The sequence below is a fragment of the Enterococcus sp. AMC2644 genome (assembly GCF_058216475.1).
The window spans coordinates 2,237,426-2,251,228 of sequence record NZ_CM177095.1 but is presented as its reverse complement, the minus strand read 5'-3'; the positions used below and the strand labels follow the sequence as shown (position 1 = coordinate 2,251,228).

The window sequence follows — 13,803 nt, the reverse complement described above, 5'->3', positions numbered from 1 at the left end:
CCCCTTTCGTTATAAAATAGCTAGAATAATTCGAAATAGTGCTTCTGATGCTAGTTGTAGGATAATGATAGCAAATGCAATATTAAAATTTACTGGTCCAAAAGACAGATTCAAATGATCAAATAAGCTTAAATATGGTTCACAAATTTTTGATAAAAATCGACCAAAAGATGATTGATAGCCTCCAGGAAACCAGGACAAAAGTGCATAGATTACAAGTAATACAGTATAGATATATACTGCTTTCCCCAAAAGACTGATTAAACTATAAATAAATATAAGCTTTTCCTCCTCTAGTTACATTTCAAATAAGTTACTTTCAACTAGTGATTGAGCCGTCCCATCAATCTCCGTACCTTTTGGTGTACATAAAAAGATTTCATCTGCTACTCGTTTAATATCACCATCTTCAGCGTACACTGTTCCCGTTAAGAAATCAACAATTCTACGTGCTTGATGCTCTTCAATTAACTGAAAATTAACAAGTACAGATTCTCCACTCATCACATGCTTTGCAATAATCATTGCTTCTGAATATACACGTGGAGAGATAATCATAATTTTACTTGAACCGTCAATCGAGGCAACTTCTGTTTTCACTTGTCGTTTTGGCGATGATTGGCGCATAGACACAACCTTTTTTTCTGGTTCAGGTTGCGTATTTTGCGTATAAACGGGTTCTTTGTACGTCGCCTCTGCTGTTTTTGTGAGTGCTTGTCGTGAAGAAGCCGTTTCTGATGAGTAGCCTGTTTTAGGCTTTAATTTTTGTTTTGACTTTGGTTTAGGCTTAGTATTTGTAGTTTGCGTTCTAGGGTTGAATGTATTTTTCTGTCTAGCAGAACTAGAAGCCACCTGCTGAACTACTGGCTTTTGTTGAGGTACTTGTGCTTCTTCCATGTACTCTTCATCCTCTAGTCCAAAAAAAGTCGATACTCTTGCTAAGAATGACATGTAATAATCCCCCCTTTACTCTTTGAATAGTGCAGTACCCACTCGGACAAACGTTGCACCCTCTTGAATAGCAATAGAAAAATCATTTGACATCCCCATACTTGTTTCAGTACAAGGAGCATACGGTAATTTCTTTGCTTCTATTTTTTCTTGTAAGTTTTTTAATACTTTAAAAAATTGATGCTGTTCTTCTACAGTCGAATCAAATGGTGCCATGGTCATAAGTCCCACGACCTGAATCCGATCACATGTAGCAATTGAATCAATAAACTGTTCAACTTCTTCAGGTGAAATGCCATGCTTACTTTCTTCACCAGAAACATTTACTTCAATAAAACAACGAATGATTTTTTCTGCTCGTTTTTGAATTTCATTTGCTAATTTTAAGCTGTCTAAAGCATGAAAAAAGTCAATTTCATTTATAACTGATTTTACCTTTCTACGCTGTAAATTACCAATGAAATGCCATGAAACACTAGAAAAATCAGTCATTTGTTCTTTTTTTTCTAAGAATTTGTCAACACGATTCTCCGCTAAATGATGAACGCCCAAATTTACTAATTCAATTGTTTTTTCAACATCGACGGTTTTCGTCACCGCAACAAGTGTCACTTCATTTCGTTGACGAGAAACAAGAGCACAAGAATCCCGCAGCTCTTGCTCTACCTCCCGCAAGTTGTCAGAAATCATGTGCTCTGCCTCCTCTTATCTTTTACGACGGAAAAATGGTGGTGTATTTAACTCATCGTCATTTGATTTTGTTTCTTCACGGTTGAAGGTATCAAAATCTTTCTTTTCAATAGATTCAAATTGTGTTTCATCAATTTTTGGGCGAACATTTTGTTCTTTGCGAATATCCCAATCACCAAATGTTGCTGCAGTTTCCTCTTGTTCAGTTGGTTTCGCTTGTTCCATTTCAAAAACAGGTTTTTGAGGAGTTGCTTGTACTTGACTTTGTCTTGCACGAGTTGGTTTATTTTCACGTTTAGACGGATCAATTCCTGTAGCAATAACAGTTACACGAATTTCATCACCCAATTCTTCATTAATTGAAGTACCTAAGATAATATTCACATCACCTGCTGATGCACCTGCAACAATATCAGAAGCATCTTGTGCTTCAAATAATGTCATATCTAAACCACCAGTGATATTTAATAAGACTTGTTCGGCACCTTCAATTGACGTTTCTAACAATGGAGAAGAAATCGCTTCTTTTGTTGCTTCGATGACGCGATTTTCACCGCTAGCAACACCGATTCCCATTAAAGCAGTTCCTTGGTTTTCCATAACTGTCTTCACATCAGCGAAGTCTAAGTTTACGTATCCTGGAGCAGTAATTAAGTCTGAAATACCTTGTACACCTTGGCGTAATACATTATCAGCCTCACGGAAAGCTTCTAGCATTGGTGTTTTCTTATCCACTACTTCTAATAAACGGTTATTAGAAATAATTAGCAATGTATCTACATTTTCTTTTAATTTAGCAATACCTTCTGCTGCAAAACGACCACGTTTTGGTCCTTCAAAAGAGAACGGACGTGTTACAACACCTACAGTTAATGCACCTAATTCTTTGGCAATACTTGCCACGATTGGTGCAGCACCTGTACCAGTTCCACCACCCATTCCAGCAGTGATAAAGACCATATCAGCACCTTCTAAAGACTCACGAATGAATTCTTCGCTCTCTTCTGCTGCTTTTTGGCCAACTTCTGGTTGAGAACCTGCTCCTAAACCGCGTGTATATTTAGGGCCTAATTGAATAACTGTTTCTGCTTTTGAATTTTTTAAAGCTTGTACATCAGTGTTAACTGTAATAAATTCAACACCTTTTACGTTTTCTTCAATCATACGATTTACAGCGTTTCCGCCACCGCCGCCGACACCAATAACTTTGATTACTGCGCCGTCATTGATTGTATTATCAATTGAGAATTCCATAATTTAATTTCCTCCTGAGTTATTAATCGAAAATGTTAGAAAAGAAGTTCTTCACTTTACTTGTAAAACCTTCATTCGCTACTTTTTCAGTTGCGACTGGCTCTTGATAGCTTACTTCTTCTTCATACTGTGGTTGTTCGTAAACTGTTTCTTGTGTAACCGCTGCTGGACGATCCAAGACAACTTTTTCACCAGTTACAGCACTTTTCGCCATTTGGTACACTTCACTTAGATTTGCTGAATAATCAACAATACTAATAACGTTTGTAAAGACTGGATTGCGTAAACCCATGTGATTTGGTACGTATAATTTTACGGTTACTCCAAATACTTCTTGTGCTAACTCTACAATACCAGGTAAGCTTGCTGCACCACCAGTTAATACGATACCACCAGGTAGTTCTAAAGCTTCAATCTCATCTAAAACATCTTTTGCTTTGGTAAAAATTTGTTCCATACGTGCTTCGATAATTTCAGAAAGATATCGCTCATCAATTTTTACTGGTTCTGACTTACCAATTACATCCACTGGAAATTCTTCACTTGCAGATGTACGTTCTGGATAAGCATCCCCGTAGTTAATTTTCAATGCTTCTGCATTATTAAACGATGTATTCAAAACAGTTGAAATATCTTTCGTTACAAACTCTCCACCTTCTTGGTTCACGCTTGTAAATTTCAATTGTTTATCATGCATTACTGCAACAGTAGTTTGTCCACCACCAATATCGATAACTGTCGTACCGAAATCTTTCTCGCCGTCAGAAAGAACTGTTTCAGTCAATGCCAATGGCGTAATAACCATTTCACTTAAAATCAATCCCGCTTTTTCGACACATTTACGGATATTATGCACAACTGTTTTTGGTCCAGTGAAGACAATACCAAGCATTTCTAAGCGGACACCAATCATACCTCGGGGATCTTTAATTCCTTCAAAACCGTCCACTGTAAACTCTTGTGGAATAATTGTAATAATTTGTCTTTCGGGAGGAATTGAGCGTACCATAGCTGCTGAAGCTACATTACGTACGTCTTCGTTTGAAATCTCTCTAGATTGGCTACTTACAGCGATCATCCCTTGACAATTTTCTACTTCTAAAAGATTTGCTGGCACACCTACACTTACATTGTGGATTTGAATTCCTGCTTTTTCTTCCGCTTGGCGCACTGCGCGTTGAATAGCTTTTACAGTTTTATCAATATCAACAATAATCCCACGATTAATTCCTTCTGATTTTGCATTTCCTACACCAATAATGTTCATTTGACCATCAATATATTCTGCTACAACAACTTTTACAGAAGTTGTACCTATATCTAGACCAACATGCATTCCCGTTTTTGCCATGGATGGGGTTCCCTCCTACCTACTAATTTCCATATATCTCGAACCTGTTTGTTCGTACTTAGCTATATTGAATCATTTATTCACTGCTACCAATTTTACCATAGTTTAGCCCATTTTAGAAAGAAGTTAATAAAAAATTATATGACAATTATGTTAAAATTCTGTTTTTTACTATTTTATTCTTTTTCTGTTGCTGTTGTTTCGGTTGTTGATTCAGAAACTTGATATGGATAAGCAAAAATACCAACTTCCATATCAATCACACCTTTTTCTTCCATTTCTTTGGCAACTTGTGGGTAGTATTTCATTTGATTGGACATATTCGAAATATCGACAATTACTTGGTTTCCATCATTCATGTAAAGGTTCAATAATTGGTCATTGCTTTTGCTTGGTGCGTATTTCACTTGTGAAATTCCTTTTTGAATTTCTTTAGGTAATTTATCGTAAGCTTGTAACGTTTGTAAAATGACTTTTTTCTCTTTAAATCCTTCGAAAATCACTTTGTCTTGGCCGGCTTCTTTTTGGGGTTCTTGGATTACATAGCCACTTGCTAAGATTGGTAAATATTCTTTTCCTTCTACCAACCATGCAACCTCTTGGTATTCAGTCACGTTGATTTGTAATTGATTCCAATGAATAATTTGAATGTTGGCTGTTTCTACACGTGGCGCTTTTTCTTTAATTTCTTTTACTGTTTGTTTACGATTAAAAAATTGTGACCACAAGCTTTCGTCAACTTTTAAATTTGATTCTTTCACTATTGATTCCGTTGGTACTTTTTGATTTCCAACAACTGTAATATCTGAGACTTTACTCAAAGGAGAAATATAATAAAGCGTCCCTAATAACGGTAGTAAAAACAAGAGAATGAGTAAAAATAACCGTTGATAAAGCTTCTTACTACGATATTCTTTAATCTTAGGGAGACGATCTGCAAAAGAGACACGCTCATCAGATTCTTCTTCTGTTTCTTCTAATGGTTCTTCTTCCTCAAGTTCTTCTAACTCTTCCTCTTCAAGTTGCATCGTTGGATCAACTTGACCAGTCTTCTCAAGATACAGCAAATGCTCTTTCTGCCAAGGAGTCAAATTCTCTTCTTTGTCTGTCTTAACTTTTTTTGGTTCTTCCTCACTCGTACTAATAACAATCGCCTCCTTTACATTTTCTAGATCAAGGATTGGACTAATTGATACAAACGTTCAGAAGCGTCGGTGATTCCTTGTTCTTTTGAAGCTTCCGCCATTTGTTTGCGCAATGCTTCATCATTCATAATTTTGTCTACTGTAACAACTAAATTATCTGCTGTCAATTCACTATCTTGAATCATCTTCACTGCTCCTGCATGCACTAAACTCATCGCATTTTTAGTTTGATGATCATTTGTAACATAAGGACTAGGAATTAAAATAGCTGGTAAACCTAGACCAGTAAACTCAGCAATTGAAGTGGCACCGGCTCTCCCAATCAATAGGTCGCAATTAACCATCACTTCCATCATTTGATTAATGTATGGTTGAATGCTGATATTGGCGAATGCGTCTTTTGACATACCAATTGATTCTTCAATCTCTTGATAATAACGTTCTCCAGATGCATATAAAACTTGATAATTTTTGTTGGAAAATTGAGGAATCGCCGCAACAACCGCTTCATTAATTTTTAATGCACCTTGACTCCCTCCAAAAATTAAAACTGTTTTCTTTGCAGGATCTAAGTCATAATTATTTAAAATATCAGATTTTGCGACTCCCTCGACTTCTTGCGCACGAGGATTCCCGACTAGTACAGTTTTCTGTTTAGGGAAATACTGCGCTGCATCTTCAAACGCAATTCCAATTTTATCGACATAACGAGCTAAGAATTTATTGGTCACACCCGGTACACTGTTTTGCTCATGAACAATTGTTGGAATTTTCATTTTAGCAGCAGCATAAACAACTGCTCCCGAAACATATCCACCTGTCCCAATAACCACATCTGGTTTAAATTCACGCAGAATTTTCTTTGCTTCCCGAATACTTTTTAAAAATAGTTGAATCGTTTTAACATTATCAAAAGACAAACTGCGTTTAAACCCTTGGATTTCTAAGGTTTTAAAGGGAATATCTGTCTGAGGTAAAATTTTATTTTCCAATCCTCTTGTTGCTCCGACATAAAGGAAATTCGATGTTGGATCTTGCTCTTTTACATATTTCACAAAGGCTAAGGCTGGATAAATGTGTCCTCCAGTTCCACCACCAGTGACTAGTACTCTCATTGTATCTTCCTCACTCTATATTATTTTTTCAATGCAGCAACTGCAGCCATGTAACGGTCACCACGAACTTCAAAGTTCGGATATTGATCCCAACTAGCGTTAGCTGGTGAGAATAAAATCGAATCCCCTTTTTTGCTCAATTCAAAAGCAATCGGCACAGCCGTCTCTACATTTTCAGTTAATTTAATTGTTGAAATGCCTGCTTTTTTCGCAGCATCTTCTAGCTTATATTTTGTTTCGCCAAATAAGATAATCGCTTTAATTCCTTTTAACGAGGGAATTAATTCATCAAAATCATTTCCGCGATCTAAACCACCTGCCAGCAAAATTAAACGTTCATGCTCAAATCCACCTAAAGCCATTTCAGTAGCTAAAATATTAGTCGCTTTTGAATCATTAAAGAAAACTACATCTTCAATTTTGTCCACATATTGTGTACGATGAGGAACACCTGAGAAGACTTTTAGTGCATCAGCGATTGCTTGGTTTTCAATTCCCCACAGCTTCCCTACAGCAATTGCTGCTAAAGCATTTTCTACATTATGTTTTCCAGGAACACCTAATTGAGCAACTGGTAAAATCGCTTCATCTTTGAAGTATAATTGACCCTCTAATAAATAAGCTCCGTTGACTTTCTCTTGTGTAGAAAAAGGAACAACTGTTGCCTGAGTGGTTTTGGCTAATTCCTGGATCTCAGTTTGATTCCAATTTAAAACAATATGATCTTCTTTGGTCATATTGTTTTGAATATTCCATTTCGCAGCCACATACTCTTCACGACTACCATGATAATCTAGATGTGCTTCATAAAGATTTGTTATTACTGCTATTTTTGGATGAAATGTTTTTGTCCCCATTAATTGAAAACTAGATAATTCCATAACTAGACAATCATCACTTGTTGCTTCTTGAGCGACAGAGCTTGCAGGAAAACCAATGTTTCCAGAAAGACGAGCTGTGCCTTTGGTTAAGCCTGTATTTAATACCTGTTCAATCATTGTAGTAGTTGTTGTTTTTCCATTTGTTCCAGTAATACCAATAATTGGTGCTTCTGAAATTTGGTATGCTAATTCGACTTCCGTTAAAATTGGAATGTTTTTTTCTAATGCTTTTTGAACTAGTGGTTGTGTATAAGGAATCCCAGGATTTTTAACCATTAATGAAAATTCCTCATCTAGTAATTCAATTGGATGACTTCCAGTTACTACTTTAATTCCTAATGCTAATAAATCTTGCGCTGCTGGATTATCTTCAAAAGGTTTTCCGTCATTAACGGTAACAAGTGCGCCCAAATCGTGTAACAATTTGGCCGCACTAAATCCACTTTTTGCTAGTCCTAATACTAGGACTTTTTTATTTTTATATTCAGTAATTTTTTTCATTTTACTCATCTCCTACAAATGTGTCTTTCAAACGTTTATTAACTAATTATAGAAAATAAATGAATAGTGTCAAAGCTGAACATCCTAAAGCTACTAGCCAAAATACACTATCAATTTTCCATTCTGTCCAACCACTCATTTCGAAATGATGATGAATTGGTGACATTTTAAAAATACGTTTTCCTGTTAACTTGAAAGAAGCAACTTGTAACATGACACTCGCTGTTTCAATCACATAAACAAGACCGATTAAAAGAAGCGTCCATTCTTGATGTAGTAAGATAGAGATTGCTGCTAAGAGCCCACCCAATGCTAGAGAACCTACGTCTCCCATGAAAATTTTTGCTGGTTTATGATTATAGAAAAAGAACCCGATTAATCCGCCAATAACACTTAGGCATAGAATCAACACATCGATTTGTTGTTGGTGCCACGCGATAATAGCGTATGTTCCAAAAGAAATAGTACCTAGTCCAGATACTAAGCCATCGATTCCATCTGTTAAGTTTACTGCATTTGAAAAACCAACTAACCAGAAAATGACAAATATTCCATATAAATAAGATAAAGGAACTGAGAATCCAAATAAGTTTAGTACATTGGCATTCCCTTCGTATAAAAATACTAAGTAGAAAACCACGGCACCTATGATTTGACCAATTAATTTTTGTAAGGAATTTAATCCCATATTTCGTTTTTTGAAGATCTTAATAAAGTCATCTAAGAATCCTAACAAACCATACAGTACTAAGACAAACAATAGAATGAATAGTGAGGGGGTTAATTGTTGCTGCCATAACCCTACCCAAAGTGCTGTAATCACCGAAGCGACTAAGAATACCAAGCCACCCATCGTTGGTGTTCCTGCTTTGATGTTGTGCCATTTTGGTCCTTCATCGCGAATCTCTTGTCCATATTTTTTGGCTTGAAAATACCCAATAAATAATGGCATTGTTGCCACTGTAATCCCAAAACTACTTGCAAGTGGCAGAATCATTTTTGTCCATTCCATGCTTTTTCTCTCCTAAGTTAATTTTCTTTCAATGTAAACGTTAGTCCAGTATCTGTTAATGCCTCAAATGGAGCAATACTTTGTTCAACGCAATAACCTTCACCTTCAAACGTTACTTCCACATCTAATAGTTCACCCAGCTTAATTAAATCTGCTTTTGACCAACCAATAGTATCTGGCATGTAGCGCTGATTACCGTTTGTAAGCAATAATAATTTTTCAGAGGGCATAACTTTTTTACCATTCTCGATGGATTGTTCTTTAACTTCATCCCCGTTACCAATGACGACAACTGATAAGCCACGTCTTTGGGCGTCTTCTGCTGCTGTCGTTGTGTCTAAATTACGATAATCTTCAACACTAACCATTTCTGTGCTTGTTTCATTTGGATCTTCAACTAAATCAACATCATATAAATCCATCGCACGTTTTAATAATGGTGTAGCAATGCTTGGGATGATTGAACCGTCTTGTTGTTCGGGACGTTTCATCGTTACATACATCACATATTTTGGATCTTCAGAAGGAATCATAGCTACTGAGGAATATAAATAATCACTTTCACCTGTTAAATAACTCCCATCACGAGCAATCTGTGCCGTCCCTGTTTTAACAGATACATTATACCCAGGAATATCATAACGGCCGTATGCTGTTCCATAATCCGGATCTTCTGCAGTATCGCGCATATATTCACGGACTGATTGTGCTGCTGAAGCTGAGATTGGATGTCCCACAACTTCTTTTTGTGTAACCATCTCTTCTTCAGTCTTTGGATTAACAATTTTTTTAATAAATTGAGGTTTTAACATTTGCCCATCATTGGAAATTGCTGTAAACGCTTGAAGCATTTGTAATTGGGTGACACCAATAGCTTGGCCAAAAGAAGACATTGCTTGGCTGACAATATTATCTTCTGGTAAATTCCCTGTATGTTCTTCAGCAATTCCAGAATACGTACTTCTTCCAAAACCAAATTCTTTCAAATAACGTTGCCAACGTTCAGTCATCCGTTGTTCAAGCTTGACCATTCCAATATTACTTGACCAAGATAGCGCCTGCCGCATTGTAAGCGACCCTTTTTCTCCTAAATCCCAGTCCCGAATCGTTGTATCACCGATCTTAATTTCATCTGTGCTATACGTTTCATTTGCATTGAAAATTCCTTGATCAATTGCTCCTGCCACAGTCAAGACTTTAATGGTAGAACCAGGCTCATAGTTATCTTGAGCAAAAAGATTTTGCCAGACAAAGTCTTCGTCGGTAAATTCAGCTTTTGTTTCTGGATTAAAGGTCGGACGTTGTGACATTGCTACAACTTCACCCGTTTTCGCCTCCATTAATACAGCTGTTATATCTTCCGCTTGAATATTTTTTACAGCTTGATCCATTAATGTTTCTAAATAACTTTGCAAGCGAACATCCAATGTTGTATAGACATCTTGGCCATCTTGGGCAGGTTCTATTTCAGCGGTTGTTCCTGGTAACGGATTTTGGAAATTATCTTTTTGGAAAGTCATTTCTCCATCTTTACCAGCAAGAACATCATTATAGACTTCTTCCAATCCCATTCGTCCAACTAAGTCTTCTTTATTGGTTTTATCATTAACTTGAATATCTGCATAGCCTATAAAGTGCGAAGAGAAAACACCATTGGGATAGATACGAGAAGGATGTTCCTCAAAATATAGACCTTGAATACCTTGCTTTTCCATTGCTTCTTCAATAGCTTGCTTTTCTTGTAAAGTAATGTTTTTTCCATTAGGAATTGTTACTTGGTATTTATTATTTTCTAAACCACTTTTTAAGACTTTTTCAACAGTGCTTTTACGTACACGACCTTTTAAAACATTCGATACAATGGTTGCTAAATCTTCAAAATGTTTTTCTTCAGCATATAAATTTTCATCGCCACTACGATAATCTTTACTTAAAACAGCATATAAAGAGTATGAGGTTGCATCTTCTGCGATAGCTACACCATTACGATCGTAAATGGTGCCACGTTTCGCTTTAATGACTTGACTTCCTTTATATAAATTTTGCGTTTTTTCCTCTAAAGAAGTCCCGGCTACTTGTCCAACAATAACAATATAGCTTAATCGTGTGACAAATAAAAAGAACAATCCAATACTCGTAGTAAAGAGAATAATTCCTACTTTTTTGCGATTGTTCATTGTAGACAAATTTTTCTTTTTAAAGTACTGCTTGATTTTCTCTATAATTCGCATTTACTTCTTCACTTTCCTTAAATTATCACTATTAATGGATAATCCTTCTTCTTCAGCAATTTTTTGAATTCGTTCACTTTTAGACAATTCGTTTTTTTCTTGCTCTAATTGAAGAATTTCTGCTTCATTAGTCGTTACATCATCTTGAAGAATAGAAATGCTGTGCTCAACTTGACTAATAGTTGTGCGTAAACTAATCATTAGTAACCCCAATGAAATAAACGTCACTAACAAAATTGAGCTAATTACTTTTTCCATAGTAGAGATGCGACTTAGCTTACGTGCTGGAGATAAAGGGACAACAACCACTTCAGGACGTTCAGGAGTATGCGATGGCTCATGATTTGGATGCTCTTCATAGGGCACTTCATGATGTGCATTTAATTCAGCCATACCTGCTACTCCTTTTCCTTTAGTTTTTCAGCAATTCGCAGTTTGGCACTACGGGAGCGATTATTTTCTTCCAGCTCTTCTTCTGATGGTAGTAGAGGCTTACGGGTAATTACTTTCAATTCTGGTTGGAATTCATCGGGAATGACCGGTAAACCTGGAGGTAAATCTTTCATTGTACTATATTCTTTGAAGATGCTTTTTACAATACGATCTTCTAACGAGTGGAAGGTGATTACGCTGATACGTCCATTCTTATTCAATAATTCAATTGCTTGTTCCAAAGAATCTTCAACAACACCTAATTCATCATTTACTGCAATCCGAATTGCTTGGAAAATTCGTTTAGCAGGATGTCCGCCCTTACGTCTTGCCGGCGCTGGAATCGCTGATTTAATAATTTCAACTAGTTCACCCGTTGTTGCAATTGGTGAAACTTCACGTGAACGTTCAATCGCCCGTGCCACTTGTTTTGAAAATTTTTCTTCTCCGTAACGGAAAAATATTTTTACTAATTCATGATATTCATAGTTATTTACTACCTCGTATGCGGACAACTGTGCAGTCTGATCCATTCGCATGTCTAAAGGTGCATCTTGGTGGTAACTAAAACCACGCTCAGCTTCATCCAATTGAGGAGAAGAAACACCTAGGTCATAAAGAACACCGTCTACCTTGGTAATACCTAATTGATTTAATTCTTCTTTTAAATAACGAAAATTACGTTTTATAAATGTTACTTGTCCTTTTTCTACATATGATGCTAAACGTTCATTTGCAAAGTCAATCGCTTTTTGGTCTTGGTCAAATGCATATAAATGCCCTTGTTCATTTAATTGCTTTAAAATATATTCACTATGACCAGCACCACCGAGGGTACAGTCAACATATATTCCAGCGGGTTTTATATTCAAACCATCAACCGTTTCTTTTTTCATGACGGTATAATGTTGAAACTCTACCATTTATTTGCCTCTTTCTATAAGCCAAAATCAATCATGGTTTCGGCAATCTCATCAAAGTTTTCTTCAGCTTCTGTCGAAAATGCTTCCCAACGCTCTTCATCCCAAATCTCAATACGATTAGAGACACCGATAATCACGCAACTCTTTACCAAGTTTGCATGTTTTCGTAATGTCACAGGAATATTAATTCGACCTTGCTTGTCAATTTCACATTCAGTTGCTGCGGAGTAGAAGAATCGTACAAATGTTCTTGCATCTTTTTTTGCAAGAGGCATTTCATTTAATTTCTCTTCTAATTTCTCCCATTCAGGTAAAGGGTAGCCAAAAAGACAGCCGTCTAGCCCTCGAGTCACCACAAATTTTTCACCGAGTTTATCTCGTAATTTGGAGGGGACAATAAGCCGGCCTTTTGCATCGATAGAATGCTGAAATTCTCCCATAAACATCGATGTTTCCTCCCGTCGTTACCTAATAAACACAGTCTACCACAATCCCCCACTTTCTACCACAATTTATACAAAAATGGAGGGAAAGTTGTTTGATTTATCTTCACCAAAAAAAGAAGTTCCAGAAACGACAAGCTTTTAAAAGATTTTAAAAAAACTTTAAGAAAATAGGACTATACCAAAGAAACGATGTTCACTATTACTAAAACAGCATGCAACAATAAGGACAGTAGGTACACTGAACGCCAATACATTTTGAAGAAGCGACTATATTTAATTTCTGCATAAAAATACGCATGAAGAAAAGCCAACCCAATCCCTAAAGAAAGAATTGATATTAAATAATATGGAAAGATAGAAGTTGTAAAAGTTGCTACAGATAGTTTATGAATCCCATAGATTAAAAAAGGGACCGCCAAATCTGGTGCTTTCATTTGAAATAATTTTGTTAAAGATAATAATTTTACAACTAATTGTGCCATCAAAAGTACAATTAAAGGAAAAATATACCAGAATAATAAAATTGGTGAGAATGTCGTCATTAGTTTATATCCTTTCTGTTTACAATTATTTTAGATTTATTTTATAGATAGCCTTTGAAAACAAATTATTATACCAAAAATCGAAACGGCAAAAAAGAGAAACCTGTCTCTTATCTTTTTCTGAAAACTTTTTATTTTTATGATTAGAAATCTTGAGTTATTTGGCTATTGGTTGTACACTGTCACTATCAATAAAAAAAGGATGACTCAAGATGAACAATAAAAAACCAACCAGTACATTTTCTAAAATCACAAAAATTGTTATTTGGTTAATGTTAATTATTACCATTGGCACTGCTATTTTAGGTGCATTATCAGCATTTTCATAA

General features: G+C 36.0%; 15 protein-coding genes. 1 reads left to right on the top strand and 14 read right to left on the bottom strand.

All coding sequences use genetic code 11. The annotated features are described in order from the left end of the window. Positions 1–9 precede the first annotated feature (9 nt). The 14 genes from AC4BC5_RS10935 to AC4BC5_RS10870 all read right to left on the bottom strand — a co-directional run bounded on the left by AC4BC5_RS10935 (position 10) and on the right by AC4BC5_RS10870 (position 13,474). Positions 10–261 carry a YggT family protein gene (locus AC4BC5_RS10935; protein ID WP_490497542.1) on the bottom strand — a complete coding sequence of 84 codons (252 nt, stop codon included), beginning with the start codon at positions 259–261 and terminating at the stop codon, positions 10–12. 36 nt (positions 262–297) lie between these two features. Further along, positions 298–951, bottom strand: coding sequence for a cell division protein SepF (locus AC4BC5_RS10930; protein WP_490495420.1), 654 nt, complete (start codon positions 949–951; stop codon positions 298–300). 15 nt (positions 952–966) lie between these two features. Next, the gene (locus AC4BC5_RS10925) at positions 967–1,641 is read right to left on the bottom strand and encodes a YggS family pyridoxal phosphate-dependent enzyme (RefSeq protein ID WP_490495419.1); all 675 of its coding nucleotides are present in this window, start codon (positions 1,639–1,641) and stop codon (positions 967–969) included. A 15-nt stretch (positions 1,642–1,656) separates the two neighbouring features. Next, on the bottom strand, positions 1,657–2,895 hold the full coding sequence (ftsZ, locus tag AC4BC5_RS10920; RefSeq protein WP_490495418.1) for a cell division protein FtsZ: 1,239 nt from the start codon (positions 2,893–2,895) through the stop codon (positions 1,657–1,659). Positions 2,896–2,917: 22 nt separating this feature from the next. Then, positions 2,918–4,246 (bottom strand): cell division protein FtsA, encoded by a 1,329-nt coding sequence (gene ftsA, locus AC4BC5_RS10915; protein WP_490495417.1) that lies wholly within the window; start codon positions 4,244–4,246, stop codon positions 2,918–2,920. Positions 4,247–4,422: 176 nt separating this feature from the next. Further along, a complete protein-coding gene (locus AC4BC5_RS10910) occupies positions 4,423–5,337 on the bottom strand; it encodes a cell division protein FtsQ/DivIB (RefSeq protein WP_490495416.1) in 915 nt (304 codons plus the stop codon). A gap of 77 nt (positions 5,338–5,414) precedes the next feature. Continuing rightward, positions 5,415–6,506 (bottom strand): undecaprenyldiphospho-muramoylpentapeptide beta-N-acetylglucosaminyltransferase, encoded by a 1,092-nt coding sequence (gene murG, locus AC4BC5_RS10905; RefSeq protein WP_490495415.1) that lies wholly within the window; start codon positions 6,504–6,506, stop codon positions 5,415–5,417. A gap of 20 nt (positions 6,507–6,526) precedes the next feature. Further along, positions 6,527–7,888: a UDP-N-acetylmuramoyl-L-alanine--D-glutamate ligase gene (murD, locus tag AC4BC5_RS10900; RefSeq protein WP_490495414.1), complete on the bottom strand. Its 1,362-nt coding sequence runs from the start codon at positions 7,886–7,888 to the stop codon at positions 6,527–6,529. 46 nt (positions 7,889–7,934) lie between these two features. Further along, positions 7,935–8,900 (bottom strand): phospho-N-acetylmuramoyl-pentapeptide-transferase, encoded by a 966-nt coding sequence (mraY, locus tag AC4BC5_RS10895; protein WP_490495413.1) that lies wholly within the window; start codon positions 8,898–8,900, stop codon positions 7,935–7,937. Positions 8,901–8,917: 17 nt separating this feature from the next. Next, on the bottom strand, positions 8,918–11,131 hold the full coding sequence (locus tag AC4BC5_RS10890) for a penicillin-binding transpeptidase domain-containing protein (protein WP_490495412.1): 2,214 nt from the start codon (positions 11,129–11,131) through the stop codon (positions 8,918–8,920). After that, positions 11,132–11,524: a cell division protein FtsL gene (gene ftsL / locus AC4BC5_RS10885; RefSeq protein WP_490495411.1), complete on the bottom strand. Its 393-nt coding sequence runs from the start codon at positions 11,522–11,524 to the stop codon at positions 11,132–11,134. Between the two features lie 5 nt (positions 11,525–11,529). After that, the gene (gene rsmH, locus AC4BC5_RS10880; protein ID WP_490495410.1) at positions 11,530–12,486 is read right to left on the bottom strand and encodes a 16S rRNA (cytosine(1402)-N(4))-methyltransferase RsmH; all 957 of its coding nucleotides are present in this window, start codon (positions 12,484–12,486) and stop codon (positions 11,530–11,532) included. 14 nt (positions 12,487–12,500) lie between these two features. Then, the gene (gene mraZ / locus AC4BC5_RS10875; RefSeq protein ID WP_490495409.1) at positions 12,501–12,932 is read right to left on the bottom strand and encodes a division/cell wall cluster transcriptional repressor MraZ; all 432 of its coding nucleotides are present in this window, start codon (positions 12,930–12,932) and stop codon (positions 12,501–12,503) included. A 173-nt stretch (positions 12,933–13,105) separates the two neighbouring features. After that, positions 13,106–13,474 carry a DUF3397 domain-containing protein gene (locus AC4BC5_RS10870; RefSeq protein WP_490495408.1) on the bottom strand — a complete coding sequence of 123 codons (369 nt, stop codon included), beginning with the start codon at positions 13,472–13,474 and terminating at the stop codon, positions 13,106–13,108. A 212-nt stretch (positions 13,475–13,686) separates the two neighbouring features. On the opposite strand from AC4BC5_RS10870, the gene AC4BC5_RS10865 reads away from it, so the two are divergent. Beyond that, positions 13,687–13,803, top strand: coding sequence for a DUF4044 domain-containing protein (locus AC4BC5_RS10865; protein WP_490495407.1), 117 nt, complete (start codon positions 13,687–13,689; stop codon positions 13,801–13,803).

Excerpts from the sequence above, each read along its gene's own strand:
- AC4BC5_RS10865 (WP_490495407.1), top strand. The coding sequence starts at position 13,687 with ATGAACAATAAAAAACCAACCAGTACATTTTCTAAAATCACAAAAATT.
- murD (WP_490495414.1), bottom strand. The coding sequence starts at position 7,888 with ATGAAAAAAATTACTGAATATAAAAATAAAAAAGTCCTAGTATTAGGA.
- AC4BC5_RS10930 (WP_490495420.1), bottom strand. The coding sequence starts at position 951 with ATGTCATTCTTAGCAAGAGTATCGACTTTTTTTGGACTAGAGGATGAA.
- rsmH (WP_490495410.1), bottom strand. The coding sequence starts at position 12,486 with ATGGTAGAGTTTCAACATTATACCGTCATGAAAAAAGAAACGGTTGAT.
- murG (WP_490495415.1), bottom strand. The coding sequence starts at position 6,506 with ATGAGAGTACTAGTCACTGGTGGTGGAACTGGAGGACACATTTATCCA.
- ftsZ (WP_490495418.1), bottom strand. The coding sequence starts at position 2,895 with ATGGAATTCTCAATTGATAATACAATCAATGACGGCGCAGTAATCAAA.
- mraZ (WP_490495409.1), bottom strand. The coding sequence starts at position 12,932 with ATGTTTATGGGAGAATTTCAGCATTCTATCGATGCAAAAGGCCGGCTT.
- mraY (WP_490495413.1), bottom strand. The coding sequence starts at position 8,900 with ATGGAATGGACAAAAATGATTCTGCCACTTGCAAGTAGTTTTGGGATT.
- ftsL (WP_490495411.1), bottom strand. The coding sequence starts at position 11,524 with ATGGCTGAATTAAATGCACATCATGAAGTGCCCTATGAAGAGCATCCA.
- ftsA (WP_490495417.1), bottom strand. The coding sequence starts at position 4,246 with ATGGCAAAAACGGGAATGCATGTTGGTCTAGATATAGGTACAACTTCT.
- AC4BC5_RS10925 (WP_490495419.1), bottom strand. The coding sequence starts at position 1,641 with ATGATTTCTGACAACTTGCGGGAGGTAGAGCAAGAGCTGCGGGATTCT.
- AC4BC5_RS10890 (WP_490495412.1), bottom strand. The coding sequence starts at position 11,131 with ATGCGAATTATAGAGAAAATCAAGCAGTACTTTAAAAAGAAAAATTTG.
- AC4BC5_RS10870 (WP_490495408.1), bottom strand. The coding sequence starts at position 13,474 with ATGACGACATTCTCACCAATTTTATTATTCTGGTATATTTTTCCTTTA.